The organism is Mesorhizobium sp. LSHC412B00, from assembly GCF_000503035.1.
Taxonomy (GTDB): domain Bacteria; phylum Pseudomonadota; class Alphaproteobacteria; order Rhizobiales; family Rhizobiaceae; genus Mesorhizobium.
In genome coordinates, this window is sequence record NZ_AYWB01000025.1 from 39,335 (window position 1) to 65,332 (window position 25,998).

The 25,998-nt window shown below is 62.4% G+C and carries 26 protein-coding genes and 1 tRNA gene; 14 read left to right on the forward strand and 13 right to left on the reverse strand.

Annotated elements, in window-relative coordinates:
- Positions 1 to 35 precede the first annotated feature (35 nt).
- The 4 genes from X757_RS137640 (at position 36) to X757_RS137625 (ending at position 3,108) form a co-directional block, all read left to right on the forward strand.
- The gene (locus tag X757_RS137640) at positions 36 to 824 is read left to right on the forward strand and encodes an ABC transporter substrate-binding protein (protein WP_023684789.1); all 789 of its coding nucleotides are present in this window, start codon (positions 36 to 38) and stop codon (positions 822 to 824) included.
- A 136-nt stretch (positions 825 to 960) separates the two neighbouring features.
- Entirely contained in the window at positions 961 to 1,638 is a 678-nt protein-coding gene (locus tag X757_RS137635; RefSeq protein WP_023693902.1) for an amino acid ABC transporter permease, read from the forward strand.
- Complete coding sequence (locus X757_RS137630; protein WP_023684787.1) at positions 1,635 to 2,309, forward strand: amino acid ABC transporter permease; 675 nt, start codon at positions 1,635 to 1,637, stop codon at positions 2,307 to 2,309. Before X757_RS137635 ends, X757_RS137630 begins: the two co-directional genes overlap by 4 nt.
- 70 nt (positions 2,310 to 2,379) lie before the next feature.
- Positions 2,380 to 3,108: an amino acid ABC transporter ATP-binding protein gene (locus X757_RS137625; protein ID WP_023670319.1), complete on the forward strand. Its 729-nt coding sequence runs from the start codon at positions 2,380 to 2,382 to the stop codon at positions 3,106 to 3,108.
- Positions 3,109 to 3,316: 208 nt separating this feature from the next.
- On the opposite strand, the gene X757_RS137620 is transcribed toward X757_RS137625, so the two are convergent.
- The 9 genes from X757_RS137620 to X757_RS137580 form a co-directional block, all read right to left on the reverse strand.
- Positions 3,317 to 4,384 (reverse strand): cyclic nucleotide-gated potassium channel, encoded by a 1,068-nt coding sequence (locus X757_RS137620; RefSeq protein ID WP_023684786.1) that lies wholly within the window; start codon positions 4,382 to 4,384, stop codon positions 3,317 to 3,319.
- 144 nt (positions 4,385 to 4,528) lie between these two features.
- Entirely contained in the window at positions 4,529 to 5,599 is a 1,071-nt protein-coding gene (locus tag X757_RS137615) for an adenylate/guanylate cyclase domain-containing protein (protein ID WP_023727810.1), read from the reverse strand.
- 3 nt (positions 5,600 to 5,602) lie between these two features.
- Positions 5,603 to 6,097: a Rab family GTPase gene (locus tag X757_RS137610; RefSeq protein WP_023670316.1), complete on the reverse strand. Its 495-nt coding sequence runs from the start codon at positions 6,095 to 6,097 to the stop codon at positions 5,603 to 5,605.
- Between the two features lie 11 nt (positions 6,098 to 6,108).
- On the reverse strand, positions 6,109 to 8,787 hold the full coding sequence (locus tag X757_RS137605; protein WP_031197149.1) for an OmpA family protein: 2,679 nt from the start codon (positions 8,785 to 8,787) through the stop codon (positions 6,109 to 6,111).
- Between the two features lie 7 nt (positions 8,788 to 8,794).
- On the reverse strand, positions 8,795 to 9,460 hold the full coding sequence (locus X757_RS137600; RefSeq protein ID WP_023670314.1) for a hypothetical protein: 666 nt from the start codon (positions 9,458 to 9,460) through the stop codon (positions 8,795 to 8,797).
- A gap of 196 nt (positions 9,461 to 9,656) precedes the next feature.
- Positions 9,657 to 10,058, reverse strand: coding sequence for a GFA family protein (locus X757_RS137595; protein ID WP_023670313.1), 402 nt, complete (start codon positions 10,056 to 10,058; stop codon positions 9,657 to 9,659).
- Between the two features lie 20 nt (positions 10,059 to 10,078).
- Positions 10,079 to 11,137 carry a Gfo/Idh/MocA family protein gene (locus X757_RS137590; RefSeq protein ID WP_023670312.1) on the reverse strand — a complete coding sequence of 353 codons (1,059 nt, stop codon included), beginning with the start codon at positions 11,135 to 11,137 and terminating at the stop codon, positions 10,079 to 10,081.
- A gap of 103 nt (positions 11,138 to 11,240) precedes the next feature.
- The gene (locus X757_RS137585; protein ID WP_023670311.1) at positions 11,241 to 12,026 is read right to left on the reverse strand and encodes a ThuA domain-containing protein; all 786 of its coding nucleotides are present in this window, start codon (positions 12,024 to 12,026) and stop codon (positions 11,241 to 11,243) included.
- Between the two features lie 145 nt (positions 12,027 to 12,171).
- Complete coding sequence (locus X757_RS137580; RefSeq protein ID WP_023670310.1) at positions 12,172 to 13,686, reverse strand: tlde1 domain-containing protein; 1,515 nt, start codon at positions 13,684 to 13,686, stop codon at positions 12,172 to 12,174.
- A 530-nt stretch (positions 13,687 to 14,216) separates the two neighbouring features.
- On the opposite strand from X757_RS137580, the gene X757_RS02110 reads away from it, so the two are divergent.
- The 3 genes from X757_RS02110 (at position 14,217) to X757_RS0135125 (ending at position 15,718) form a co-directional block, all read left to right on the forward strand.
- The gene (locus X757_RS02110) at positions 14,217 to 14,768 is read left to right on the forward strand and encodes a cytochrome c (protein WP_031244639.1); all 552 of its coding nucleotides are present in this window, start codon (positions 14,217 to 14,219) and stop codon (positions 14,766 to 14,768) included.
- A 129-nt stretch (positions 14,769 to 14,897) separates the two neighbouring features.
- Positions 14,898 to 15,320, forward strand: coding sequence for a hypothetical protein (locus X757_RS137575; RefSeq protein WP_023670308.1), 423 nt, complete (start codon positions 14,898 to 14,900; stop codon positions 15,318 to 15,320).
- A gap of 212 nt (positions 15,321 to 15,532) precedes the next feature.
- Complete coding sequence (locus X757_RS0135125) at positions 15,533 to 15,718, forward strand: FCD domain-containing protein (protein WP_023834744.1); 186 nt, start codon at positions 15,533 to 15,535, stop codon at positions 15,716 to 15,718.
- 324 nt (positions 15,719 to 16,042) lie between these two features.
- Here the strand turns inward: X757_RS0135125 and X757_RS137570 are convergent, their stop codons facing one another.
- Both X757_RS137570 and X757_RS137565 read right to left on the reverse strand, forming a co-directional pair.
- Positions 16,043 to 16,975, reverse strand: a complete 933-nt coding sequence (locus tag X757_RS137570; protein WP_023693913.1) for a dimethylarginine dimethylaminohydrolase family protein — start codon at positions 16,973 to 16,975, stop codon at positions 16,043 to 16,045.
- A gap of 19 nt (positions 16,976 to 16,994) precedes the next feature.
- On the reverse strand, positions 16,995 to 18,596 hold the full coding sequence (locus X757_RS137565; RefSeq protein WP_031198082.1) for a peptidase M20: 1,602 nt from the start codon (positions 18,594 to 18,596) through the stop codon (positions 16,995 to 16,997).
- A gap of 83 nt (positions 18,597 to 18,679) precedes the next feature.
- On the opposite strand from X757_RS137565, the gene X757_RS137560 reads away from it, so the two are divergent.
- The 6 genes from X757_RS137560 to X757_RS137535 all read left to right on the forward strand — a co-directional run bounded on the left by X757_RS137560 (position 18,680) and on the right by X757_RS137535 (position 24,353).
- A complete protein-coding gene (locus X757_RS137560; protein ID WP_023684774.1) occupies positions 18,680 to 19,576 on the forward strand; it encodes a LysR substrate-binding domain-containing protein in 897 nt (298 codons plus the stop codon).
- Between the two features lie 103 nt (positions 19,577 to 19,679).
- Complete coding sequence (locus X757_RS137555; protein WP_023727814.1) at positions 19,680 to 20,771, forward strand: ABC transporter ATP-binding protein; 1,092 nt, start codon at positions 19,680 to 19,682, stop codon at positions 20,769 to 20,771.
- A gap of 83 nt (positions 20,772 to 20,854) precedes the next feature.
- The gene (locus X757_RS137550; protein ID WP_023727815.1) at positions 20,855 to 21,970 is read left to right on the forward strand and encodes an ABC transporter substrate-binding protein; all 1,116 of its coding nucleotides are present in this window, start codon (positions 20,855 to 20,857) and stop codon (positions 21,968 to 21,970) included.
- A 21-nt stretch (positions 21,971 to 21,991) separates the two neighbouring features.
- Complete coding sequence (locus X757_RS137545) at positions 21,992 to 22,825, forward strand: ABC transporter permease (RefSeq protein ID WP_023670301.1); 834 nt, start codon at positions 21,992 to 21,994, stop codon at positions 22,823 to 22,825.
- Positions 22,825 to 23,631 (forward strand): ABC transporter permease, encoded by an 807-nt coding sequence (locus tag X757_RS137540; RefSeq protein WP_023684771.1) that lies wholly within the window; start codon positions 22,825 to 22,827, stop codon positions 23,629 to 23,631. The genes X757_RS137545 and X757_RS137540 overlap by 1 nt, the downstream gene beginning before the upstream one ends.
- A 107-nt stretch (positions 23,632 to 23,738) precedes the next feature.
- Positions 23,739 to 24,353 carry a LysE family translocator gene (locus tag X757_RS137535; RefSeq protein WP_245259945.1) on the forward strand — a complete coding sequence of 205 codons (615 nt, stop codon included), beginning with the start codon at positions 23,739 to 23,741 and terminating at the stop codon, positions 24,351 to 24,353.
- A gap of 46 nt (positions 24,354 to 24,399) precedes the next feature.
- On the opposite strand, the gene X757_RS137530 is transcribed toward X757_RS137535, so the two are convergent.
- On the reverse strand, positions 24,400 to 25,290 hold the full coding sequence (locus X757_RS137530; RefSeq protein WP_023727817.1) for an alpha/beta fold hydrolase: 891 nt from the start codon (positions 25,288 to 25,290) through the stop codon (positions 24,400 to 24,402).
- Complete coding sequence (locus tag X757_RS137525; protein ID WP_031198108.1) at positions 25,290 to 25,625, reverse strand: antibiotic biosynthesis monooxygenase; 336 nt, start codon at positions 25,623 to 25,625, stop codon at positions 25,290 to 25,292. The genes X757_RS137530 and X757_RS137525 overlap by 1 nt, the downstream gene beginning before the upstream one ends.
- A 130-nt stretch (positions 25,626 to 25,755) precedes the next feature.
- On the opposite strand from X757_RS137525, the gene X757_RS137520 reads away from it, so the two are divergent.
- Positions 25,756 to 25,829: transfer RNA gene (locus tag X757_RS137520), tRNA-Cys, on the forward strand.
- The last annotated feature ends 169 nt before the right edge of the window (positions 25,830 to 25,998 follow it).

Consider the following 25,998-nt stretch of genomic DNA (forward strand, 5'->3'; position numbering starts at 1 on the left):
AAGTGGAACAACAACGATAACAGGAGGAATGCCAAATGAAGATTGCCAAGCTTTTCATCGCCGGACTTGCGCTTGCGGGCCTGACCGCTGCTGCCAGTGCCGGAACGCTCGACGAGATCACCAAGCGCGGCGAACTGCGCGTCGCGGTACAGACGCAAGGACCTCCCTTCTCGCTGGTCGGCGCGGCCGGCGAGCGCACCGGCAGTTCGGTCGAACTCGCCGAACTGATGGCCAAGGAAATGGGCGTCAAGATCACCTTCCTCGACTATGATTGGGACGGGCTGATCCCGGCGCTGCTTTCGGGCAAGGCCGACCTGCTCGTCGCCGACATGACGCCGACGCTGGCGCGCGGCATGAAGGTCGCCTTCACCACACCTTACATGTATACGGGCAGCACCGTCTTCACCAAGGCCGACAGCAAGTTCAAGACAACCGAGGACTGCAAGGCCAAGGGCACCAAGATCGCCGTGCTGTTGGGCGCCACCGGCGAAAAGGAAGCCAAGAACGCCTTCCCGGATGCCGACATCAAGAGCTACAAGGGCGGCGGCCCGCTGCTGCTCGACGCAGTCAACAACGGCCAGGCCGATTGCGGCGTCAACGACGTCTCGGCGGTCAAGGGTCAGTCGACAGCCTATCCCGCCGGCACCTTCACCATCATGCCGGACCTGTTGTCGAAGGAGCCGCTTGCCTTCGCCACCCGCTACGACGAGCCGGACCTGTTGATCTGGATGAACCTGTTCCTCAACCAGGTCAGCATCGACGGCCGCCTGCAGAAGAACCTCGACTACTGGGTCAATTCCGACGCCTGGAAGAAGGATCACTAAGCAGAGGTAAGCAGGGAGTAGTGAGTAGGAAGTAGTGAATGGTGAATGGTGAATGGTGAATGGCCATTCCGGACGCTACTCACTACTCACTACTCACTACTCACTACTGCCCATTCACCATTCACCATTCACCGCCATGCTCGAAAATTTCAGCTTCCGCACCATCATCGAATATCTGCCTTTGTTCGGGCAGGGTCTGATCACGACCGTGTGGCTGTCGGCGCTGTCCTTTGCGGGCGCGCTGGCCGTCGGCATCGTGCTCGCCGCCATGAACCTGCAGCGCGGCCAGCTGTTTCGCGTGCTGGCCAAGGGCTATATCGATGCCGTGCGCGCCACGCCGTTGCTGGCGCAGCTCTACTTCCTCTATTTCGGCCTGCCGCGTCTCGGCTTCGTCCTGCCCGAGCTGGTCGTCGGCATCATCGCTCTGTCGCTGAACAGCGGCGCCTATGTCGCGGAAATCATCCGCGCCGGCATCCTGTCGATCCCGCGCGGCCAGGTCGAGGCCGGCGTCGCCTCGGGGATGACCTATGTCCAGCGCATGCGCCTGGTCATCCTGCCGCAAGCCTTCAAGGTGACGATCCCGCCGCTGCTCGGCCAGGCGATCGTGCTGGTCAAGGATTCCGCGCTTTTGTCGCTGATCTCGGTTTCCGAACTGACGCGCGCCGGCCAGTTGCTGGCGTCCGACCGCTTCATGCCGGCGGAAGGTTTCATCACCATCGCCGCCTTCTATCTGCTGCTCTATTACGGCCTCAAAGGACTGGCGGGGCTGTCCAGTCGCTGGCTCGGTCTGCAGCCGGCAAGGAGCAGCACATGATCTGGCAACAGCTGCAAAGCCTGGCCGGCAGCTACCCCCTCGCCTTGCGCGGCCTTGGCATGACCGTGATGCTGTCGGCGATCAGCCTGGTGCTGGGCACGCTGCTTGGCTTCGGCCTCGGCATATTGCGCACCGGCGGCAACCGGCTGATCTCGAGCGTGATCGGGGCCTGGGTCGACCTGATCCGCGGCACGCCGTTCCTGGTGCAGATCTTTCTGATCTTCTTCATCCTGCCGGAATTCGGCATCGAGCTCGATGCCTTCACCGCCGGCATCATCGCGCTCACCAACCTCGCCGCGTGCTTCATCTGCGAGATCGTCGCCGCCGGCATCCGCTCGGTGCCGACCGGCCAGGTTGAGGCAGCTCTGGCGTCCGGCCTGTCGCGCTGGCAACGCATGCGCCAGGTGGTGCTGCCGCAGGCGATGCGCATCGTGCTGCCGCCGCTGGTCGGGCAATATGTACTGTTGATCAAGGATTCTTCCGTCGTCTCGGCGATCGGGCTGACCGACCTCACCCGCGTCGGCTGGCTGGTGGTGCAGCGTGTGCCCAACGGCCTGCTGGTCTTCTTCCTGGTCGGCGTCGGCTATTTCGTCGTCTGCTATCCGCTGATCATGCTCGCCCGCCGGCTGGAGCGCCGCATGGGCGCGGCGCATGGCGAGGTGCAGCTGTGACATCGAACCCAAAGGGCTGACCGCCATGACCAATCCAAGCCCGACCAAGACAAACCTGACCAAAACGGGCATGATCGACTTTCGCGGCGTCAACAAATGGTTCGGCTCGCTCAATGTGCTGAAGGACATCACGCTCAGCGTCGAGCCGCGCGAAGTGGTCGTCGTCTGCGGCCCAAGTGGTTCGGGCAAGTCGACGCTGATCCGCTGCATCAACGGCCTGGAAGCGATCAAGGATGGCGACCTCGTCGTCGACGGCCAGCGCCTCGGCGACCCCGCCACCAACATGACGCAGCTGCGCACCGAGATCGGCTTCGTCTTCCAGTCGTTCAACCTCTACCCGCACAAGACGGCGCTGGAAAACGTCACGCTGGCGCCGATCCATGTGCGCAAGATCCCCCGCGCCGAGGCCGAGCAGGCCGGGCGCGACTTGCTGGCCAAGGTCGGCCTCGCCGACAAGGTCAACGCCTACCCGTCACAGCTGTCCGGCGGCCAGCAGCAGCGTGTGGCCATCGCGCGCTGCCTCGGCATGCGCCCCAAGATCATGCTGTTTGACGAACCGACCTCGGCGCTCGATCCCGAGATGATTTCCGAAGTGCTCGACGTCATGGTCGCGGTGGCCGAGGAAGGCATGACCATGATGGTGGTAACGCACGAAATGGGCTTTGCCCGCAAGGTGGCGCAGCGCGTGGTGTTCATGGACGCCGGCGCCATCGTCGAAAGCGGCACGCCGGAAGCGTTTTTCTCCGACCCGAAGACCGACCGCAGCCGGGCTTTTCTAAGCAAGATTCTAAGGCACTAGAGTTTAGCCAAAGCCGGTCGTCCGAAAGGCCGCGGGGCAGGAACTGTCGACGCATAGCGCCAAACAACGAGCCGCCCGTAGAGTGGATCGGCTACGTTTAGGTCTCCGGCTACGCCTCTGGGAACTTCCACGTGCCGTCCATAACCTCAGCGCGTGGTCGATAGAGCCGTACCATCCAGTTCCAGCCGGGCCACCATCGGCTGTACGGTCAAGCCACCGGCGCCGCGCCGCGCCGCTCGAGCGCGGTCCTGCGGATGATTTCCGCGATTTCCGGGCTACTGCTGCACAGCATCTGGAAATCCGCCGCGTGCAGCGACAGGAGTGAGACAGAAGTCGCGGCAGTGACGGTCGCCATACGCGGTTCGCCGCTGATCAGCGCCATCTCGCCGAAGAAGGCGCCAGGGCCAAGCTCCACCGGGTTGGGCGTCGCGACGCTGACGCGGCCCTCCACGACGAAGAACATCCGATCACCGGTCTCGCCACTGCGGCAGATCACGGCGCCCGCCGGCACCGTGCGAGGCCTTAACGCGCGCACGATCTCGACCAGCGTGGCCGGGCCAAGCTTCTGAAACAACGGAACGCCGGCAATCAATTGCCAATTGCGGACGAAATCCTCGCGACGGACTTCTTGATAAAAGCCGGAGGCAAGAATGCCGGCCCAGAGCCCGAAGATGCCGATGCCACACATCATGACAGCCCCGGCAAGGACGCGGCCGGCGAAGCTTTGCGGAATGTCGTCGCCATAGCCGGTAGTGGACAGCGTGACCACCGCCCACCACATTGTCTCGGGGATGCTGCCGAACTTTTCCGGTTGGACGTCGCGCTCGATGACATAGGCCGCGAGTGCGACACCGAACAGAACCAGGCCGAAGACCGTGGTGACGCCGACCAGGTTGCGCGCTTCGTTGGCCAGAACCCTGCCAAGCAGCGGGAAGAAGGTCGAGTCGCGCAGCGGCTTCAGCAGCCAGACAGCACAGTAGAGGCTCCGGTCGGGCGTGCCGTCGAGCAGAAATGCGGCGACTGGAACCAAAACCGCGAGCACATCGATCGCGATTGCCGGCGTCCTGTCCCTGAGGTCTCCCGCCCAGCGCTTGAGCAGGGTCTCGGCCATCTGCAGAAGATAGGCGGCCCAAATGACAGCAAGCACGGCAGCCAGAGCCAGTCTGCTTCGTCCGGACATGTTCGGCATCGTGAGCGCAGCCACCGCCAGAAGCCCAGGCGCAGCCAGCACCGCGTTTAGCGGCGCGTAGATTCTCAGGAAAGGCAGTACCGACATTCTATCCCACCAGCGGCCACTGTGCTCCAGAATAGAGGCCTTCCGGGCAAGCGCAAAGGGTGCTTTCCGATCGCAAGATCAGGTCACGCCAACGCCTGTCGGGCGCCGCTATCGGCGCTCCAGGGTCGCACCGCAGGCGACGGATCAGCTCGGGAGCCGCCACATTCGCACACGACCCGCACCACGCAATTCCGTTTCCTCGAGTGGGTCGCAAGCAAATTTCGGTCCAAGCAGTTGGCAAGTTGCATCGGAAATACGAATTTCATCGGGCTCCGCGGACGTTTGAATACGTGAGGCGAGATTAACGGTCTCACCCCACAGGTCATAGGCGAACCGCCTCTTGCCTATGACGCCGGCGACGATCGGTCCTGAGTGAATTCCAATTCTCAGCCTTATCGGTTCTCCTGCGAAGCGTTCCCGCTTGACCGCTTTGCGCAGCTCAATCGCATAGCGCGTGAGGGCCCTTGCATGATCGGATCGCGCCGTGGGCAGGCCGGCGACCACCATCACACAATCGCCAATTGTTTTGATCTTTTCGCAGCCGTATCGCTCCGAGAGCCGATCCGCCGCCTTGAAGAAGTAGTTTAAAATAGCGAGCGTCGTCACCGCTCCGACGCTGCGCGCTCGTTCCGTAAAACCGACGATGTCGGCAAAAAGCACACTCACCTCTGCGTGGTTGTCGGCAATTTTCTTTTGCGCTTTCAATCGCTCCGCGATCGACGCCGGGAGAATGTTGAGGAGCAGGTTTTCGGCGCGCTGGTATTCACGCGCCAATCCCTCCTGGCTCTTTCTCAGTGCCTCGTTCGTCGATTGCAATTTTTCGTTGAGTTGACGCTCCCTCTCTTGCAGGAGCGTCATTTCATAGGCCTTCTGTTGAAGCCGCTGCCTGTTGTCTCGTTCGGCAGTGGCGTCTAGAAAAAGCAGCCACACGAACGCATTGTCAGCAAAAAAATGGAGGTCGGCGACACGCCCGCCGGGCAGTTCAACCATATCCATGCGAAACGGAAGCTCCGGGCAAGGCAGCAAACCTTCCATGAATTCAAGCTGCTCCGCAACAGGCTTGCCGATGCGAAGCGATGACAGCCCGTAATGTTCAACATTACCGCCCTTGGCAGCTATGCAAAGCTCAGCGTCGATTTTCAGATAAGCGACAGCGTGCCCGTCGAAGAAGAAATTGAAAAACCAATTTCTGACTTCTTTTGGCAATTCATGCATGGTCTATTTGGTGACCATCAAGGCAAGTTGACGAAAGGCGTCATCGACCTGCTCGCCCGAAAGCGCACTTGTTAGATAGATTTGCCATCCACGTTGCCTCAACTCGTTGATCTCACCATCCGATATCGCCCACCGATCGGCCAGATCGGACTTGTTGAACAGCAATACGAACGGCATGGCGCCGAATTCGGCCTCGACCCGTTCGCGCAGCGTGAGTGCCACGGCAAGAGTAGCAGCGCGGGTTCCATCGACGACTAGCACGAGCCCGGTTGCACCTCGAACATAGCTGACGCGGAATGAGCCGATATCGTCCTCGCCGGCCAAATCCCACAAAATCAGATCCACGGTTTTGTCCGGGAGCGCGACGCTTTTCTTGTCGATTTTCACTCCGACGGTGGTCAAGTAGGTTTCTGAGAAGATGCTCTGCACAAACCTGCGGACCAGACTCGTCTTTCCGACGGCGAAGCCGCCCAGCATGCAGATCTTTTTTTGCAACATGTTGGGCTCCGCTAGTCCAGGTTTACCGTAATCGAAACCCGGCGATTGGTGGAGCTACCGGTTAGACTGTTTTCAGGTACAGCCGGCTCAAAAGTGCCCGCGCCCCGAACCAGCAGCAGTTCGGGAGCAACGCCGCGCTTGTTGAGAAGCGCACGAACTGTCTCGGCGCGGGCGGCGCTGATCGACGCGTTGGCCGTCTCACGGCCCGTGGTGTCCGAATGCCCGGTCAACATGAACCGCGCCGTTACGCCGGAATTGCGGGCACTCTGGGCGAATTCCTTTATTTGATCCGCCAACCTGTCGAGAACCGGCGTCTGCTCCGGTCCCGGCACAACCTTGCCGGAAGAGAAGAAAATATCGGTCGTCTGGATCGCCTGCCTCAAATGATTAAGTTCTGCGAGGTTCAGCTCACGCAGCTGCGAGACATCCAGAACCACTCCGTCCGCCGAAAGTTGTTCAGCGGCGGCCCGCGCGCGGTTGATCCAGCCGGCAGGAGCCTCACCCACGGCCACAATGCGACCCTGGATGATCGAGAGCTGAACGGTTTTCGGCGGGGACAGCGCCGCCGTCAGCCGCTTCACCACAAACTTCGGATCAAGGCTCTGATAGAATTGCCACTGTGCATGAACGCGGGCAGGATCAACGTCCGTTCCGGACAGCAGGGCTTGCGGGTCGGCGGCAAGCGGGTCTCTCAAGCCGGAAATATAGAAATGTCCGCCCCTCGCCGTTTGTTGGGCGACGATGATTCCCGGTTGGGCCTCAAGTCGCGACACATAATACTGCCAGTGCTCCGCCGCGCGTGCTTCGGGGCTCACGTCACGAACCTTGGAGATGTCGAATTCGGGTCCGCCTGCCGAAAGCTGCCGGGCCGCCGCGCGCGCGCGATCGATCCAGGTGTCGGGAGCCTCACCCTCGGCAACGATGCGATCATCGACGATCGAAAGTCGTACTGTTTCCGGCGGATACAGTGACGCCGTCAGCCGCTTCAGCACGAACTCCGGCTCAAGGCTCTGATAGAACTGCCACTGCGCATGAACCCGGGCGGGATCGACCTCTGTTCCCGACAACAGCGACTGCGGATCGGCGCCAAGCGGGTCTCGCAGGCCGGCAATATAGAATTGGCCGTCGCTTATCTTTTGGTCTGCAACGATGATGCCCGGCTGGGTCTCCAGTCGCGACACATAGGCGTGCCAGCGCTCCGCCTCGCGCACTTGGGGACTTACGTCACGAACCCCCGAGATATCGAAGACCGGCCCGCCTGCCGAAAGCTGCTGGGCCGCCGCGCGCGCCCGGCTGATCCAGGTGTCGGGAGCCTCACCCTCGGCGACGATGCGGCCATCGACAATCGAAAGTCGCACTGAATCCGGCGGAGCCAGCGACGCCGTCAGCCGCTTCAGCACGAACTCCGGCTCAAGGCTCTGATAAAATTGCCATTGCGAATGAACCCCGGCCGGATCGACTCCCGTGCCTGACAACAGCGACTGCGGGTCGACGGCAAGCGGGTCCCTCAGGCCGGCAATATAGAACTGGCCATCGCGTACCTGCTGTTCGGCAACGATGATGCCCGGCTGGGCCTCCACTCGCGACACGTAAGCCTGCCAGCGCGACACGTAAGCCTGCCAGCGCTGCGCTGATTGCCAGGAAAGAAAGTACCAACCGCCTGCCAGACTCAAAAGCAGCAGGGCAACGGCCGCCACCAGCCACGGAAATCCGTCGTTTGATTCCTCCTGCTTCAGCTCGACGCAGGTCTGCAACTGCGCCTCTACGCTGGCCAGCTGCGAACCGTCGCCGTCAAACTGCTCTAAGGCCTGTGAGCTTTCCTCATGGATGCGAAGCAACACATCGCGAACGATTTCATGCAATTCCTCCGGCGGATTTCCCCGGATCACCGAAACCAGGGTCGCAAACGGTCCAACTTCCGACCAGAGACGAAGCTCGCCGAAACGGATTGTGTCCAGGCCGCTCTGCTCTTTCTCGTTAAATGAGTCTTTTACAAAATCCTGAATCGCACTGAGCATCGAAGAAATGAGCTGAGGATCTTCGCTCGTTGCATTGTCGGCCGTTACATGCGTTATCAAAAGGCCGGAATTCCGATGAATGAGAAACGCATGTTCCACACGGTAGACAAGGGAATGCTTCAGAACAACTGCCGAGAAGCTTGCCCCTGTTCTCCAGGCTTCAAGTCTCCACTTGAGCCCGTGCCAGGTGAATATGTGCCTTAGAGTTTCATTCAGCGACTGAAAGGTCTGGTCGATCTTTTCGCCGATCGACTTGCGAATTGCCGGCAGAAACACCGGGTACAATATGTCCGTCAGCGTGCGCGGGCTCTTCTGGATCGACCGTTGCACAGCCCGTTCGACAGCTGGCGCAAGCGCCTCGCCGAGTTGCGCGTAAGGCGCTCGTCCGGCAGCACTGGGAAGAACGTCGCCCACGGCCGCCGCAAGCTGCTCGGGTTCGTCGAGCAGATGCGTGACGCGTGAAAGCTCGGAGATTTCGCGGCTGACCAGCAACTGCCGCAGCGTTTCCATGCGCGGATCGGCGGTTGGAACCGCCTCGAACTGCGCACGGTAGTCCGGATCAACGTTCCGGGCAATTTCGATCAAAAGACGAGCCAGAGCCTCGCGATCAATCTCTGTATCGTTCGAGGCTGTTCTTTGCGGAAGGTTGAATGGGTCGACGGTGGACGTCAAGGTCCCATCAACTCACTTTCCAGCTACGGTCCGAGTTGCTCTTGCTCCCGACGGGATCCTGATTGAGACACTTTGCAACCTCGACAAACAGGCCAGCCAAAAGATTTCGGTCGGTCTTGACGTTGCTGAGGTCGGCAAACATCTTCTCGATCAGCATCTGAACGCCTTCATTCTTCTGCTTGATTTCCTCACGCAGCAAATGATCGTTTCGATTTATCCGGTCCGAAACATCGCGCTCGAGCGCGCTTAACTGATCCGACAACGTGCGCACCTGCTTTTCAAGAGCCTGGTTTTGCTCGCGAAGATTCCGGTCGATCTCCTTGTCGGCATCGGCTCGTGAATCTTTTTCGCTCCGCAATTGCCCTGCAAGCGAATCGATCTGCTTCTTTGCATTCGACTCGTACATTTCGAGATTGCGCTTGGCCTCGGATTCAACATCCTTGAAGCGCTGCAACACCCGTTCTTCAAGCTTGGAAAAGCGGCGGTCATAGTCCTGCATCTGGTTGCCGAACAGCAGGTCACGGATCTTGTCGACACCGACGGCGTCGCCGGCGGTTCCGTTTTCGCGGGCCTGAACTCCCATGAAGTTCAGCCCGTTTCCTTCTGTGTTACCTATCAGATTTACGTCCGCCTTCTTTTCTGAAGAAGCGGAATTCGAAGATTCCTTAGCCATCCATATACCCCCATTGAACACATGCCGTCAGGTAAGCATGTCAGCAATCGGGCCGCAAGCCGGATTCGTCTTGACTTATGCCTATTCATGGGGCAGCCGAGCGCGATGGCTAACGGCCCGGCAATGGCAATCAGGGGCGATGCCCTCTTGAAGGCGCGGAGCGTGCGGACGGTTCCGGGTATCCAAAAAGCGGCCTTCAGTCGAACGTCGCCAGCGGCTCGGCATTGATCTCGACCCACTCACAGCGCCGGCTTTCGTGGTAAAAAGACTGAAATGGCGGCGGGAACGACGGGTCGGCGAAGGCGCCGACGGGAATGGCGATCACACCGGGCTGCGTGTCGATGCGATAGTGGACGGCGGCGCCGCACTCCGGGCAGAAATTGTAGATGACGCGGCCGCCCTCGTCGCCGGTGCGCGTGAACTGCTTCGCCCGTCCCTCGATCGATACATCAGCTTGCGCAAACCGGACATTGTAGCTGAAGGCGCTGCCGGTGCGGCGCTTGCAGTCGAGGCAATGACAGACCGAGATGCGCACCGGCTCGCCCGAACAGACGGCTGAAAGCTGGCCGCAGAGACATTGCGCGCGGCGCGTGACCATTGTTTCTTCCTCCCTTCACATCACTGCGTATCGGCGCTGGCCCTCAGTTCCGTCCGCTTCTGTTCCGAAACCATGGCCAGATCCAGCACCTTCTGCAGTTCGGCGGCATGGTGGAATGAAGGCTCGGCCTGCACGCCGCTGCGAACCGCATCGACGAAGCGCTGGTAATTGGTCGGCACCGTGCCGGCGTCGAGCACCTGCCATTTGGCGTTCTCGATATCCTCGCCGACACACGCCTTCAGTTCCGAACCCTCGAGATTGTGCACGACTTCGATGCCGCCCTTGTCGCCATAGATGCGCAGGCGCAATTCGTTGATGTGGCCGGTCGCCCAGCGGCTGGCGTGAACGACGCCAAAGGCGCCGTTGGAGAAATCCAGCGTCATGGCGAAGCTGTCATTGGCGTCGAGGTCGTATTCGCCGATGCGGTTGCCTGGCGCCTTGTCGAAGGTGCGCAGCCGGCAAAACACGTGGTCGACGTCGAGTGCGGCGCCATAGCTGGCGAAATCGAGGATGTGGATGCCGACATCGCCGAGCACGCCGTTGGAGCCGTGGTCGCGCGACAGCCGCCACAGCCATTTCGGGTCGGTGCGCCAGTCGCCCCAGAATTTCGAGACCAGCCAGCTCTGCAGATAGGAGGACTCGACGTGGCGGACGGTGCCGATCTCGCCGACCAGCACCATCTGCCGCGCCTTCTGCAAGGCAGCGACATTGCGATAGGTGAGATTGACCATGTTGACGATGCCGGCCGCCTCAGCCGCTTTGGCCATCTCGCTTGCCTTGCCGAAGTCTTCGGCCAGCGGCTTTTCGCACAGCACCGGCTTGCCGGCCGCGATCAACGCCATGGTGGTCGGGTGGTGAATGCGGTCCGGCGTGACGTTGGCGACCGCATCGAACTCGCCCCACGCCAGCGCGTCTTCCAGGGATGTGAACCGCTTCGGTATCTTGAACCCGTCGGCAAATTCGCCAACGCGCTTTTCATCGACGTCGACAGCACCGACGATCTCGACGCCGTCGATACCGCCGAAGCGGCGGGCATGCTCCTGCGCCATCCAGCCGGTTCCCAGTATCAAAAGCCGCATTTTCTGCACTCCGAGCGAATTGGTTCGATTCAATCATATGGCGCAGATACGGTCTAGGAAACCCATGCGGAAAACCGCCACGCCTTTTTTCCTGGATTTTGCTTTAGCGGAAGCCGGCCTCGCCCGAAGCGTGCAGCTTGCCGCCGCGCTCGACGATCGGCTCCAGCGCCTTCTCGACCGGCACGTTCGGCGCCTCAAGGATCGCCGACTTGGTGCCCTGCGGATTGTGCGCCCACTTCACCGCATTGCGCAGCACCTTGTGCACATTGGCGTCGTGATAGGTCGGATAGGTCTCGTGGCCCGGGCGGAAGTAGAAGACATTGCCGGCGCCGCGGCGATAGGTCAGCCCAGAACGGAACACCTCGCCGCCCTGGAACCAGGAGATGAAGACGGTCTCCAGCGGTTCGGGCACGGCGAACTGCTCGCCATACATTTCTTCATTCTCGAGCTCGAAATATTCGCCGACGCCTTCGGCGATCGGATGGCTGGGACTGGTCACCCAGAGTCGCTCGCGCTCGCCCGCCTCGCGCCATTTCAGCGTGCAGGGCGTGCCCATCAGCCGCTTGAAGATTTTCGAGAAATGGCCGGAATGGAGAACGATCAGCCCCATGCCTTCAAAGACCCGGCGGGCGACGCGCTCGACGATCTCGTCGGCAACGGCGCCATGGTCCTTGTGGCCCCACCAGACCAGCACGTCGGTCTCGGCCAGACGGCCGGCCGGCAGGCCGTGCTCCGGCTGCTCGAGCGTGGCGGTCGAGGCGGAGATCGCCTCGTCGGCGTTCAGCGCCTTGGCGATGGTCGTGTGCATACCTTCGGGATAGAGGGCGGCGACCACCTCATTGGTCCGCTCATGGATGTTCTCGCCCCAAACGACAGCGCGTATTGTCATGATGTCCTCGTGGTGAAGCCGACCCGCAGCGGTCACTCATAGTCTGCCTGGGGGTCAAAAGGGAATAGGCAGTGGGGAATAGGCTATAGGGGCAGAAAAACAAGGAACAGGCGATGGACGCTCCTGGGCCCTACTGCCTACTGCCTTACGCTCCCCGGCCTTCCTGAGCGACCCGCGTCAGCGGCTTGGTCAGGCGCGGCACGACGACGAGGCGCTTGATCTTGCCCTTCTTGTAGGCGGCAAGGAAGCGGGCGTAGTCCTTGAAGACGACGCAGCCATTGGACTCCGCACGGCCGCCGCGCAGCATGTAGGTGTGGGCGAGCAGGCCGTCGCGGCCGTACTTGTTGCCGCCGCTGACGGGAGTGAGACGGAGCGCCTCGACGCCATGGAAGCGGGATTCGCGCAGCCGCAGATCATAGGTGTTGGGCGGCGTCGGGCCGACATTCTTCTTGTGCACGAAGCGCGGCTGGTCGACCATCGAGCCCAGCCCCGAATGGGCCTCCAGCCGCGAGCCGTCCGGCATGTAGACGGTCTTGGCCGAGATATCGTAGACGGCGACGCCGCCGCCCATTCCGGGCGTGGCGAACAGATCCTTGAAGGCGCGACCGACACCGCCCGCCGGGACGTCCGGCTTGGCATAGGCCAGCATCTCACCGGCCTGTGTCTTCGACCTTTTGCCAGGCTTGATCCGGCTTGATTGGATGCTCTGGCTGTCTGGCACGCCAGGCAGTGCGGCGACCTCCGAAGTACTGCGTGGCGAGCGCGGCGACGAATTGCCCGGCGACTGGGGTGCGGGGCTCTCGGCCGTCCCGTCGGTCTGTGGCTTGGCTGCCCTGGGCTTGCTGGCTTGCCGAGGCTCTGCAGGCTGAGCGGTTTCGGCGCGTGGACGCCAACCCGGCAACGCAATGTTGTCGGGCAGATCGTCCTGCGGCGGCAGCGAAGCGACCTGAACTTCGGCCTGCTCAGGATCCTGCCCTCCGGCGATTGCTTCAACGGCCGGCGGCGGGGCCAGCATGTCAGCGTCTTCCGGCAAGCTGTTGGCCAGCGCCAGCGCCAGGCGCGACGAGCGTTCGATCTCAGCCACTTCCGGCCCAAAGCGTTCCGAGGCTGGGCCATGCTGATCGGGCAGCCGGACTTCGGCGAAACGGGCAGCGACCGGAAGGCTGGCAAGCATGAAGGGCGCATTCGAGGCCTTGGCGAAGGCGGCAGCCAGCTTTTGCGGCGACAGCTCTGCCTTGGCCACCACGCCGTCGAAGCGCATGCCGCGCGAAGTGGCGAGAGCGACGCTGGTGTTTGGCGCAATGTTTGAGGCGACACTGCTCGGGGCCACAGCGTGCGCGGCCGGCTTCAGCCGCGCCATCTTGCCGTCATGCGCGAAGTTCGCGGCGGCATGCGCGCAGCCGGCGTCGCATTGGCTGAGCAGCGAGGCCTGTGATTTTTGCGCCGAAAGCCGCGGCGCCCACGAATTGGCGAGGCTGCGGCGCGAATCGGCAAGTGCTGCGTTCGGCAGAAGCAGACTGTGCGGAAGGCTGTTGGAGGCTGCGGTGAGCGAGGTACCGAGCGAATAGAGGCCGGCCATGGTTGCCACCGACCACAGCGCCAAGGCCGCGCCGACAACCGGCACCACCACCCAGCGCTGGCCGGATCTCTTCGAAGTCAAACCCCGTTCAGGAGTGTCGCCCCGGTCTTTCAAACGCAAAAACGCCATACAACCACTCTCAATCGGCATGCAGGCTTGCGACCCTCGCATCCGTGACATCCACAGTTCGCTGGTGCCCCCTGCACCTTTCGCGTCTGTTGCCGATTGAATCAAAAGATGGACAAAGTTGGTTAACCAATCCCTCCATCAGCCACCGATTATGCGGCGCCTGATACGAAAAAAAGAGCACTCCATGGTCTGCGCCACGGTAGAATGCTCTCCCTCACCCCCGCCTTGCTGCCCGTTTTTGCGATCCAAGTCAAGGAAACGCTGCGTCAGCTTGCTGCAAGCCTGTGCTGATTGCCCGCTGATCGGCCTTCTCAATCAGTTGACCTTCCGGTGGCTGGAAGGTCTATCCGCTCAGAGACGGAGACTTCCGGCGACGGAAATTTACCGATGAGAACCGGCATCACGACCGAAGAATCCGACTGCAGGTCGAACCCCTGCTGCGGCTGGCTGATCACAGATGGATGGGGCAAGGACATGGCGCCGTGAGATGGACTGTGAAAGCGGCGCTGCTGTGGCTGGTCTGTGCCCTTACGATGGCCGCCTCCGTCGGCGGCGGACCGATGGTCGCGGCCCGGCAGGCGTCGATGAAGGAGATGGCGGCGGCTGCGAAAACCATTGCCGGCATGTTCGACCGCAGGCAAGCCTATGACGCGGCAGCCTTCAAGGCGGCAGCGGACACGCTGCGCGCGCGCACCGGCCCTGCCCTGATTGCCGAATTTCCGAGCGGCTCGCTTGGACCGCCTTCGCAGGCCAGGCTGGAGATCGATCAGTCACGGGCGGAATTCGAGGCCCTGGCAAATCATATCGGAACGCTCGCCGACGCTCTGGCCGCCAAGGCCGAAAGCGCGCCGGCCGTCATCACCGATGACATGCGCATGGGCACCGGCCTGGCGATGGGCGGCGGCAGCCTGCTCGGCAAGCGCTCGATTCCAGAGGAAGCCGATCCGACCAAACTGCCGGCGGAGCATATCCTGCATCTCATCCTGCAGGATTGCTCGACCTGTCATTCGAAATTCCGGCAAAAGGTACAGTGAAGCGACATTATCCGGCGGAGCATTTCTTGCTGGCCTGCGCCACAGTCACTTTGCATACAAGTAAATTCGTTTGTGCTAATATATCGCCGGTCGTGCATATCCATGCATGACGAGCATCGGGAGGATGCAATGAAAACCATGAATCGCAGGTCTGCAATTGCCCTCGGTCTGACGACCGCCGCGGTAGCGCCTTTGTTCCCCTTGGCGGCATCGGCAAAAATCAAGAAATACGGCCCGAAAGAGGGCAAGGAGATTGCGCCCGGTGTCAGGGTGGTGGAGGTCGGCACCGGCAATGCAGACATTCCCGCCTACAAGAGCATCGCAATTATCGACGTTGTGTTTCAGCCCGGAGCACATGCTCCTCAAACCGTGATGGACAACGACATGGTGTGCACCATTACCTCAGGTGCATTCACGATCAAGAAAGCGGACAAGGAATTCAAGCTCAAGACGGGTGATATGTACACCTGCTCCAAGGGCAAGACCGATGAAGCGACGAATACAAGCAAGGAGGTCGGCGTGCATCGCATCGCCGTATTGATACCCGCATAGCAGATGGAATTCCGGCCGGACCACGCCGTCGCGAGTCCGGCCGGCCAGACGAGGCGATCTCGTTCCGTCGTCAGCGCGGCCATCTCACGCCAGCCACTCCCTGATCGCCGGGCGGGCGGGAACGGCGCGCATGTGGTCTTCGCGCTATGGCTTTGTTTGGGCATGATCTTTTGGGGAAGCTGGCTTGGTTTCAAAATCAACGGCTAGGTCGAATGGCTGATCAATCAGCGCATCCACGTGGCCAATACGGAGATCGAAACCGCACGAGTTTTGCCGGCCACCAGGCGGTGTTCGAGGCGATCGAGCGCCGCGACCCGGAAGCGGCCGGCCAAGCGATGCGGGCGCATCTGGAAAACGCCCGGAGCAAGTTCAATTCAGGTTCGGGCAGATTGGACTAGCCGGCAGACGCGGCAGCGCTCTGGCGCAAAGCAAAAAGCCCGCCGTTCAAAGCCGGCGGGCTCCCTTCAATCATACAGCGCGATCCGGTCGCCGATAACCAGGACGACCGAATTTCGGCCTTCAGCGGCTGGTTGCGCTCAGGGGGCGGGCTTCGACGGGTTTGAAGCGACCAGCGATCCGAGTTTGCCGGCTTTGGCCAGACTCGGCTTTTCGTAAGTTTTCTTCACAGAATCCCTCCTCTAATGGCATCAATTTCCTCTGCCAGGCCTGTTTTGTCAAATCTGGCAGCAGTCCGTCACAGGTCCCGGCGGCAATTCGTGCCGTTACGCCGGCTCGCGCTTGAGCGCCTGCGCCATGCAGTGAATGCCGCCGCCGGTCTTGGAAATCTCGCTCATGTCGACGGCAGCAACCTCGAAGCCGCGTGCCTTGAGCTGGCCGATCAGCGACTGGCTCGACGTCGGCGCGATGACCCTGTCCTTGCCCAGCGACATGAAGTTGCAGCCGAGCGCCATCGTGTCCTGGAAGGGCACGTCGATGATCTCGTGGCCCTTGCCCTTCAGCCAGTCGACGATGCCGGGCTCGGTGCAGGCGAGGCACACCGCGGTGAGCTTCTCGGCGATCGGCACCACCATCAGGTCGATATGGACGTAATATTCGTCGATGAAGGCGAGGCGCGTTTCCCAGCCTTCCTTTTCGAACCAGTCCTGCACCTGGCGGGCGCCCTCTTCCTGAGTGCGGGCGCCGCCGCAGCCGATCAGCACCACGCCCTCCTCGATGACGTTGAAGTCGCCGCCTTCGAAGGTGCCAGCCGTGACCATGTCGTAGATGGGGATGCCGAGCTTTTCATAGGTGCGGATGGCGGCATAGTTCTCGCCGCGCCGCCACCAATTGGCCATGGCGGTGATGAAGGCGCCGTAGGGCGTCATGACGCTGGAGTCTCTGGAATAGACCTGCATCGGCAGTTCCGGCGTCGGCTCGTGCCAGTGGATGTTGACGCCGAAATGCTCATAGGCGGCGACGAGGTCCTTGTGCTGCGCCTGGGCGATCTGAACGTTGCAGGGCGCTTCGCGCAAATGCTTGCGCGACAGCGAGCTGGTCGAGAGGTGGCGCAGGAAGTTTGGCGAGCCGAGCAACACGTCTGTCAGCACGTCGGTCTCGTTGGCAAAGCCCCATGATGTCAGCGGCTTGGTGCCGCCGGCGGGATTGCGGCGCTGCAGCGAGAACGGTTCGGCGACGATGCGATCATGGACGGTCATAAGGTTCTCCTCGATTTGACTATGCAGCTTGATTGGATTGGCTGCTCGGAATCCACCAATCGCGTCCGCGCGCGGTGGTGACATATTCCGGCCAGCGGAAATTGATCGGCGGGTCATAGTCGCAAAGCGGCGCGATCCAGTTGGAGCCACCAATGCCGCCGCCGGTGCGGGTGACGAATTCGTCCATGGCCGCATCGCGCGCGGACTTGTCCTCGAGCAGGCGGAGGGCTGCAAGCGCAACCGTCTTGGCGGCGCAAATGACCATCGGGTCGATGGTGGCCGAGATACCGCCCAGCGCGTTCATCGCCCAGGATGGATAGGCATGGCCATTCGCCGAGCGCAGCGCCGGGCGGGCGACATAGAAGCGTGCGGTCGGCGTGTGCCACGACATGTCGGTGTAGTCGTCGGAGGTCGAGTTGATCTGCGACGGAGGCAAATCGCGGCGCAGGATTGCCTCGGCCTCTTGCGGCGCAACCAGCCGCTCCATCTCGTCGATGAAAGGGTTGTCGGTCGCGGTGCCGCCGGCATTGACCTGGACCTCGCGACCGATCGCTTTCGCCGCCTCGTCCCAGCTCGGAGCGCCAACGGTGGACAGCGCCTCACAGGCAATCCCCGCCATGGCGTGATTGGCGAGGCCCGGCCTCGACTTCGACACCCAATGGCGCTCATAGCGACAACCGCTGATCGCCGCGGCCGCGGCCGCATTACGGTCGAGCACCGCGGTGACCTGCTCTGCCATGGCAATGGTCGGCACGCGGATCATGTACTGGATCTCGGCCAGCCCCGCCGGCAGATTGTCGGCGGTCGCCTGCCCGGCGGTGAGGATCGCCTCGCTGATCGACCAGCCGCCCTGGTGAGGCAGCATGGAATCGCGCAGCGCCTTGGAGGTCATGTACATCGCCATCAGCGCGTCATTGGCACCGGGCGCCCGCACCGCCGAATGCGCCTGCGGGATCGGCGCGCCATCGCTTGCGCGAACCCAGTTTTCGGGTTCGTCGCAGACAAAACGGTAGATCATCGCGTAGGCCGCGCCGCAATGCGTGTCCCAGCGCGCCGTGTTGCAGAGCGGCAGCATATAGAAGGGGTGGAAGGAGATCATGCCGGCAAGGCCGTCATAGTAGCCCTTGGCCGCATGGATCGGCTTCGAGCCCCTGACCTTCTCGGCCGGCTCGCCGGTGAAGCGCAACGTCCCCTCGATGCCGTGGCGTTGCATTGCCGCCTTGGTGGCGAGAAGTCCGCCGAGGCCGGCAATGCCAAGCCCGGAATGCGGATCGGTGTGGCCGCCGGCCTCGCTGCCGAGGCCCGGCCGCGATCGCTTCACCGTTGCCGCGTCCTGGCAGTTGCCGGGCACGGCGTCGTATTCGCCGTACATGCCGATGGTCGGCCCCGGGCCGTTCGTCCAGTGGGCGCAAAAGGCGGTCGGCATGCCGGCCGACCCTTCCTCGACCGAAAAGCCCTCATGCTTCAGCCGCGCGACATACCAGGCCGCCGACTGGTATTCGCGCCAGGCTGTTTCGCCGAAATCGAAAATGGTGCGCGTCCACGCCGACAGCGACGGCTGGATGCTATCGAGACAGGCAAGCGCGGTGGCTTGCGCCGAGGTCGTCACCGGTTTCTCCATGCGGCCCAAGAAAGCAGTGAAGCGGCATTGCAAAAAGTGATATGTTTTTCCGGTTCATGCAAATTCGGTTCACCTGAGGCCTCTTGCGAATACCTTCCACACAGGCGCTGCGCGCCCTCGACAGTTTTGCCCGTCACGGCAGTGTCTGGCGCGCAGCCGATGAACTGCATTTGACCCGCAGCGCCGTCAGCCATCAGTTGCGGCTGCTCGAACGCGACCTCGGCTTCGACCTGCTGGAGCGCATCGGCAAGGGCGTGGCGCTGACACCGCGCGGCCAGCGCTATGCCGCCGATGTGAGAAAGGCGCTGACGGTGCTCGGCGATGCGGTGACGCGCCAGGCCGGCACGGGCGTCGGCGGTTCGTTCGCCGTTTCCTGCACGCCGGGCTTCGCCTCTCTGTTCCTGTGCACGCACATCGGCGAGTTCCGGCAGATGTATCCGGACGTGGCGCTGTCGATCCTGACGCCCAGACGGCTGGACGATGTCAGCAATCCGGACGCCGATGCCTTCATTGCCTTCGGCGTCGGCAACTGGCCGAACCGCTCGGTGGAGTTGCTGTGCGAAATCTCGTTCACGCCACTTTGCAGCCCGACACTGCTCAACAAGGTCGGCGGCTTTTCAAAACCGGCCGACGTGCTGCGCGCCAATCTCCTGCATCTCGGCGACACCGAGGACTGGGCGCGCTGGCTGGCGCTGTCCAAGGTGGAAAACCCCGACACCGAAGGCGGCATCTTCTTCTCGGACATGAACCTCGTTTTTTCCGCGGCGATCGCCGGCCAGGGCATCGCCATGGGCGACGAGTTGACCAGCCGCCGGGCGCTCAGCGAAGGCCGTCTGGTGCGCCCCTTCGACATCGCGATCCCCTCGCCGCGCTCGTATTTCCTGGTGTCGGAACATGCCAAGGCCAGCCACCCGGTGCTGGAAGCATTCAATGGCTGGTTGAGGTCGAAGCTGTCGGAGAACCGGATCAGCCCGTACTAGCCTCCCATCCGTGAATCAAATTTGCCGATCAGGCGAAAACTATTCGGTTGCGGTGAGCCGGCGCACTGCCCTACGCTCAAGCCACGATCAAGGAAGAGGCAGGATGCAGCAACCCGGCCGGGCCGCAGAGATCAAGGCAATCGGGATCGGCAAGAGCTTCGGCTCGTTCCGGGCGCTGGACGACCTGACGCTCAATATCGGCCGCGGCGAGTTTTTGACGCTGCTCGGCCCCTCCGGCTCGGGCAAGACCACCTTTCTGATGATCCTGGCAGGCTTCGTGCAACCGACCGCCGGCAAGCTTTTCAGCGACGGTTTCGACATCACCGATCGGCCGGCAGAGCAGCGCGCCGCCGGCATGGTGTTCCAGGGTTATGCGCTGTTTCCGCATATGTCGGTCGAGGCCAACATCGCCTTCCCGCTCAAGGTACGCAAGAAATCGGCTTCCGAGATCAAGCGCCGCGTTGCCGAGATGATCGAGCGCGTCGGCCTCAAGGGCCATGAGACGAAACTGCCGGCGCAGCTTTCCGGCGGCCAGCAGCAGCGCGTGGCGTTGGCCCGCGCTTTGGTGTTCGAACCCGGCGTGCTGCTCCTCGACGAGCCGTTCTCGGCGCTCGACAAGAGCCTGCGCGGCCAGATGCAGGCCGAGATGAAGCGGCTGCATCAGGAGACCGGCACCACCTTCGTCTTCGTCACCCACGACCAGAGCGAGGCGCTGGCGCTGTCGTCGCGCGTCGCCATCTTCAACCACGGAAAATTGCTGCAGGTCGGAGCGCCGGACGAGGTCTACGACCGGCCGGACAACCGCTTCGTCGCCGAGTTCCTTGGCGAGATCAACATGCTGCCGTTGAAGGGGGTCAAGCCCGCCGACAATGGCTCGACGGGCCTCTGCGAGGACCGCGCGGTCAACATGCTCTGCAAGGCCGAGAAAGTCCGTGGCGATGCGATCCTGGCGATCCGGCCCGAGCATATGTCGATCGCGCGCGAAGCCGCCGCCGGCGAGAATGGCATCGCCGCCACCGCCATCGGCTCGACCTATCTGGGTGCGGCGACCAAACTCGATCTGACGACGCGCCAGGGCGCCAAGGTGACCGTCTCGGTGCCGAACGAGGTCGCCGCGGCTGCACTCAGCAAAGGCAATTCCGTCTGGCTGACCTGGCCGGCGGAAAAGGGTTTCCTCCTTCCGGACGGAGGATGACGACGAGAACGGCGAAGTCTTCCAGCAAAGAATCTGGAGCGCGCCATAACCACCGGAACCAACAACGAAAAAGGGGAACTAAAATGACAGACCAAAGCAAAAAACAAGCCATGGACGCGCTATCCGCCCGGGCTGTGCGCGGCGAGATTTCGCGCCGGCAATTCACCCAGCTTGCAGCCTTCGTGCTGGCCGGCACGCCGATGCTGCTGCGCTCGACCGGCGCGTTTGCGCAGGCCAAGGAACTGGTGCTGGTCAACTGGGGTGGCGATGCCCTCACCGCTTATGACGCCGCCTATGGCCAGGCCTTCACCAAGGAGACCGGCATCGCCGTCAAGATGGACGGTTCGGGCCCGACCGAAGGCGCGATTGCCGCACAGTTCAAGAGCGGCGCGCCGACCTGGGACCTTGTCGACGTCGACCCGTTCTCGGCCATCACGCTCGGCGCGCAGGGTGCGCTCGAGCCGATCGACTACGCCGTCGTCGACAAGAAGAAGATGCGCGAGGGGTTCGGCTGGGAATACGCGGCGTCGACCTATTTCTTCTCCTATGTCATCGCCTATGATTCCGAGAAATACGGCAAGGACGCGCCGACCGGCATGGCCGACTTCTTCGACGTGAAGAAGTTTCCGGGCAAGCGCTCGCTCTACAAATGGGGCGTGTCGAGTTGGGAAGCCGCACTTCTCGCAGACGGCATCGCGCCGACCTCGCTCTACCCGCTCGACCTGAAGCGCGCGCATGACAAGATCGCCGCCTTCAAGGAAAACGTCGTGGCTTACTGGGGCGGCGGCGCCGAGAGCCAGAGCGTGCTGCTCAACGGCGAAGCCTCGATGGCGATCGTGTGGTCGACCCGCGCCTCGCTGATCGAGCAGGACTCGGGCGGCAAGATCAAGTTCATCTGGGATCAGGGCCTGATTTCGCCCGGCGCGCTGGCCGTGCTCAAGGGCAACCCCGGCGGCAAGGACGCAGCGATGAAGTTCATCGCCAGCGCCCAGGATCCGGAGAAGCAACTGGTGATGTTCGACAAGCTCGGACAGGGTCCGGCCAATCCGGCCGCCGATGCGCTGATCCCCGCCGACAAGAAGCGCATCAACCCGGTCGATCCCGAAAACATGAAGAAGCAGATCGCGCTCGACATGGACTGGTACGCCAAGAATTACGGGGCAGCACTCGACGAATACACCAAGATCATCTCGGCCTGACCAGGCCGGGCACGAGCTTCGATGAGAGGCACCCTCTCCGACAGGATGGGCGCGGCGGTGCTGATGGCGCCGCTGCTGCTGTTCCTTGTGCTGGCCTACGCCTGGCCGTTCCTCGGCGTCGTCAAGTGGAGCGTCACCTTGCCGACACCGGGGCTCGGCCAGTATGGCGCGCTCGCCACCGATGCCCTGGTGCAGTCTGTGTTCATCCGCACGCTGCGCATCGCGCTGATCGTCACCGTGGTTTCCGTGGCGGCGGCATACGCCATCACCATGGTGTGGGTGCGCGGCAGCCCGGCACAGCGCATAATCGCTGAATTCTGCATTCTCGTCCCCTTCTGGATCTCGGTGCTGACCCGCGCCTTCGGCTGGGTGGCGCTTTTGTCCAACCGCGGCCTGATCAACACCTGGCTGCAATCGATCGGCTTCATCTCCGAGCCGCTGGCGCTGGTGCGCAACGAGTTCGGCGTCATCGTCGGTATGACGCATTTTTTGATCCCATTCGCGGTGTTCCCGCTGGCCTCCGCCATGCGCAGCCTCGACGAGCGCGTGCTGCTCGCGGCGCGCGGGCTCGGCTCCAGCCGCATGCGCACCTTCTGGACCGTGTTCGTGCCGATGACGCGCTCCGGCATCATCGGTTCGGCGATGATCGTGTTCGTCTTCTCGCTCGGCTTCTTCGTCACGCCGGCGATCCTCGGCGGCGGCCGCAGCGTGATGATCGCCGAGCTGATCTACCTCAGGATATTCCAAAGCCCCGACTGGGGACTGGGTGCGGCGATCAGCGTCGTGCTGGTGCTGTTCGTCGGCGCGCTCATGGCGCTGCTGTTCCGCTATGTCAGACCGAAGCAGCTGATCTGATGCCGACCTATCGCCCCGGTCCCGTCTCGCTGATCCTCGCCGTGCTGGTGGCGCTGTTCCTGCTGCTGCCGCTGCTGGCGGTCATCCCGGTGTCGCTGACGCCAAGCCGCATGCTGGCTATGCCGACGGGCGAACTGTCGCTGCGCCACTACCGCGCGCTGATCGAGGATCCGCGCTGGCTCGACGCCATCCTGCTGTCGATCCGCATCGGCATCGTCAGCAGCGTCATCTCCACCGTGCTGGCGCTGTGCTTCAGCCTTGGCGCCTGGATGTTCCAGCCGCGCTTCACGGCCACCCTTGTCGGCTTCGTGCTGTTGCCGATGGTGGTGCCGCCGGTGGTCTCGGCGATCACGCTCTACTTCCTGCTGACGTCGATCTCGGGCATGAGCTCGTTCTTCGGCTACGACACCTGGCTCGGCGTCGCCATGGCGCATTCGGTGATGACGGTGCCTTTCGCCACGGTGCTGATCCTGGTCTCGCTCAGCCAGCTCGACCGCCGCATCGACCTTGCCGCGCGCGGCCTTGGCGCCGGCGTGTGGGAACGCGCCACGCGCATCATCATGCCCAACATCAAGTTCGGCATCGTCACCGCCGCGCTGCTGTCCTTCGTGCTGTCCTGGGAAGAGATCGGCGTCACCCTGTTCATCACCTCGGTCAACGCCATCACGCTGCCGCGGCTGATGTGGATGGGCCTGCGCGACAACATCGACCCGGCGATCGCCGCGCTCTCGGTGATCCTGATCATCATCACTGTGCTGGTGCTGGCGGTGAGGACTGTGGTGGTGAAGATGCGCGGCGGGCACTGAGCCAAGGTGGCCAACAACAATCGGCGATAGCCAAGCCGCTGTGTGAAGGGCGTTACGGACGGTGAGCGCCGGGTACATTACGCGGCGTCATGGGAAACCTGCCGCTGGTGACATTTGCCTTCGTGTCGGTGCTCGGAATGGCGGTTCCGGGACCGGACGTCGTGCTCGCCATCACCAACGGCTCCCGCTACGGTTTTCGACGCGCGTTTCTCGGCATGGCCGGCGTCGTACTGTCTGATTTCGTTCTTATCAGCATCGTCGCGCTGGGCTTCGGCGCTCTTCTGCTGGCTTCGGAATTCTATCTCTCGGCTCTCAGGATGTTCGGCGCGGGCTATCTGCTTTTCGTCGCCATCGGTACCCTGCGCGCCGCATCCCGACCTTCGTTCAACCCTAACCTTCCCGAAACACGCCATTCAGCCAAGGCACTCATTGGGCGCTGCTTCCTGGTGGCGGTCACAAATCCGGCGGCCTGGCTGCTTTTCCCCGCGATCCTGCCGCATTTTGTCCGCGTGGATGAGCCGATCGCGATCCAGTATGGCATCCTGGCCATTATCGCCGCGCTTGCCGATGTGTTTGTGCTGACGTTTTACGCAGCCCTTGGCGCGCGGGCTGCAAGGCTTCTGGCTGGGCCAAACGCCGTGTGGATCGACCGGTTTTACGGTATCGCCCTGCTTGGTCTTTCGAGCACTTTGATCCTGCAATCCCTCGGCCATCTGAGATAGTCGACACAGGAACACACAGGCCCGGATTTTAGCAATCGGCCCGCAGTCAGCTTGCGAAGAATCTCGACAGCCTTGCAGCCGTGTCTTCGGGGTGCTCTTCCGGGAAGAAATGCCCACCCTTGACCGAGCCGCCTCCGACGTTATCAGCCCATTGCCGCCAGATCGCCAACGGGCCGCCCTCCTCCGCATACCAGTTCTCCAACCCGCCCTCGCCGCTCCAGAGCGCAAGCAGCGGGCATCTGATGCGACAGCCATTAGCCTGGTCCTGCGCGTCGTGCTCGCGGTCGATGCCTGCGGCGGCGCGATATTCCTCGCAGATGGCGTGGGCATGGGCGGGATCACGCAGCGCCTCGATATAGGCGGCCCTGACCTCAGCGGGAAAAGCATCTGGAGCCGAGCCCCAGCCGGCGATCGCATTGTCGACAACTGCGTCGGGTGCTGCGGACAACAGGCGCTCAGGCAGCGGTTCCGGCTGGGCGAGCAGGCTCCACGGCCAGAAGGCCAGCGCCAACCTGGCATCGGCCCGATCCCAGGCGGAGGCCGTGGGGACGATGTCGAGAACGGCGACTTTCGACACGGTTTCGGGATGGTCGAGCGCCAGCCGGTAGGCGACGCGACCGCCACGGTCGTGGCCGGCAACCATGAAACGGTCGAAACCGAGAACGTCCATAACCTGCACCATGTCGCGCGCCATCGCTCGTTTGGAATAGGCGGCATGATTGGCTCCGGAAGCCGGACAGGCGCTTTGTCCGTAGCCTCTCAGATCGGCGGCAACCACGCTGAAGTGCGGCGCCAATGCCACGGCGATGTCCCGCCACATAACATGCGTTTCGGGAAAGCCATGCAGGAGCAGCAGCGGCGGCCCTGAGCCACCGGCCCTGACGAAGATCGATGTCTCCTCCATTTGAACGGTCCTGGCGTCAAAGCCCGCAAACATCAGCTGCCGCCAACCATTCCGTGGCTGGAACGGATTCGCAGCACCTGGACACCCTTCGGCAATTCGATCAGGAACTCCTTGTCGCGGTCGAGATGGTGGATGCTTTGCGGATCGCCGCCGGTAAAGGCGGCCATCGCCTCGACGCTCTCCCAATAGGAGATGGTGATGAATTCCGAATGCGTCGGCGTGTCCTCGCGAAAAGTCTGCACGCCCAGCGCTTTCTCGATCAGCGGCTTGATACCGACCTCGTAGTTGTAGCGCTCATAGGCGTCGGCCTTGTCGGGCAAGGTCCTGCCGCGCCAGATGCGCGCAATGGTCGGGGTTGTCGGTGCCATCAGCAACAAACGCCTGAACGCGAGCCGCGTTCCGAACATCTCGACTGGTGGCAGCCGGATCGCGGTCCGAACCTGCGAGCAGAGGCCGGCCAAGTTGACTAGCTGTCGCGGTCAATGCACAAGGAGCCATGGTCTGAGGGCGGGACGGTGACGCATCGGTCTGCAAAACCGACGTAGTGGGTTCAATTCCCACTCAGGCCTCCACACTATCTGTGTACGGCCCGGAGACATGGGTAACATTCTGTACCTAAGACATGGGTGACAACCTCGTGCCGAACGGGTTGTCGATGGTTTGCAAGGTCCTTTGTTCCAGGTCGATATATCCGAGATCATAGTGCATGAAGCTGATGAGCCAAATGCCGTCGTCGACTTC